This window comes from Bacilliculturomica massiliensis, from assembly GCF_900605495.1.
GTDB lineage: Bacteria > Bacillota > Clostridia > Peptostreptococcales > Anaerovoracaceae > Bacilliculturomica > Bacilliculturomica massiliensis.
Genome location: NZ_LR027592.1, coordinates 1 through 1,903 on the forward strand (window position 1 = coordinate 1; position 1,903 = coordinate 1,903).

At 54.9% G+C, this 1,903-nt stretch carries 2 protein-coding genes; both read right to left on the reverse strand.

The genetic code is table 11. The features are described 5' to 3' along the window. The coding region (locus E0E37_RS01180; RefSeq protein ID WP_281275508.1) for a 4-hydroxyphenylacetate 3-hydroxylase N-terminal domain-containing protein at positions 1-367 on the reverse strand (367 nt) is incomplete at its 3' end. An 81-nt stretch (positions 368-448) separates the two neighbouring features. Continuing rightward, the coding region (gene lpdA / locus E0E37_RS01185) for a dihydrolipoyl dehydrogenase (protein ID WP_130861156.1) at positions 449-1,903 on the reverse strand (1,455 nt) is incomplete at its 5' end.

Here is a 1,903-nt window from a genome sequence, read left to right on the forward strand (position 1 = left end):
TCTCATCGGTCTCAAAGGTGGTGGAGAAGACGGCGTTGAAGGCGTCCATGCCCACGCATCTCTGGAAGCAGGAAGCGGTCTTCTGTCCCAGCAGTCTCTGCATCTTGACTTTATTCTTCAGGTCTTCTGTGCTCTGATGGAGATGGCCGAAGCGGTTGATCTTCTTTCCCGTCAGGTTGGAGGTGACGGTCATCAGATCCTCGTAGCGGGGATCGTGAGCCAGCTCGTAAGTCATGGCGATACAGTTGATGGAGGGACGGATCATGGGATGATCCACCCAGTCGTCCACCTTCTCACCGAACATGTACACTCTCGTATTCAGCTTTCTCAGACTTTCAATATACTCGTATCCTGTCATCAACATAATCCTTCTCCTTTATCTTTGTCCGTTTTCTTTGTATCCCGGCGCGGAACCTGCCCCTGCGTCGGAAATGGTTTTATGATAGACTTAAAAGTGAATAGCTCTGCCGTCCGCCAACGCGTGCATGGCCTCGTGCATCACCTCCGAAACGGTGGGATGAGGATGGATACTCGCCGCGATTTCTTCCGCCGTGGCCTCCAGCTTCATGGCCACTACCGCCTCCGCAATCATATCGGTCGCGTGGATGCAGTAGAGATGAACTCCTACGATTTCACCGTATTTCGCTTCGGAAATAACCTTGACCATTCCCCGTTCCTCGCCTGCTACCTTGGCCTTTCCATTGGCCATGAGCGGAAAACGTCCGACCTTGATTTCCCCATACTTTTCTTTCGCCTGTTTTTCAGTCAGACCCACACAGGCGATTTCAGGCTGGAGATAAATAGCGCTGGGAACCTGACTGTAATCCATGACGCTGCTGTGACCGCATATATTTTCCACCGCCACGATTCCCTCCATAGAAGCTACATGAGCCAGCATCGCCTTTCCGTTCACGTCGCCTATGGCATATACGCCATCGATGCTTGTGCGCATTGTTTCATCCGTAACAATGGCGCCGCGTTCTGTCTTCAGTCCCAGAGCTTCGCAGTCGATACCATCCAGTCTCGGCCCTCTTCCAACGGCCATGAGGACCTTGTCCGCCTCCGCGCAGCACGTTTTACCGTTCTTTTCAAAACATACGCCGCAAGCGGTGATTTCCGTCACCTTTGCCGATGTATGAATCTCAATTCCCATGTCTCTCAGCTGTTTTTCAACCTGCTGCGTAATTTCCTCATCCACCATGGGAAGGATGCGGTCCAGGAATTCCACGACCGTCACCCTGGTTCCCACAGAAGCCAGGAAGTAGGCGAATTCGATTCCGATCACGCCTCCGCCGATGACCACCATGGATTCCGGCAGACTGTCAAGCTGTAAAAGCTCAGTGCTCGTCAGCACTTCCATGGCTGGATCTACAGGAATGGGCAGATGCTTCGCCACAGAACCCGTAGCGAGAATCAGACTGGCCGCTGTGATGATTTTTCCCGCCGCTTCCACCGTGTGCGCGTCTTTCACCACACCTTCACCGCTGACAATCGTGACGCCGTTTCCGCGCAGCAAACCGTTCACGCCGCCTACCAGCTGATTGACCACACCCTGCTTTCTCTTCTGCACAAAAGTCATATCCAGCCGGGCCTGCAATCCATCCACACCGACAACTCCAAAATCTGCACTCTCCCGGACTTCTTTCAGCGCCTCCGCGCTTCGGAGCAGCGCCTTAGTGGGAATGCAGCCCACGTTCAGGCAGGTGCCTCCAAACCGCTCTTTTTCCACGATAGCCACGGATTTCCCAAGCTGCGCTGCCTTGATCGCTGCCACATAGCCTCCGGGACCGCCGCCCACAACGATAATATCGTAATCAAAACTGCTTTCCTCCCCGCCAGCGGTTCCGCCCGCCGCGCCGCTGGTCCCTGCGCCGGCCTCCGTGTCCGGTTGGCTGCCGGAGGC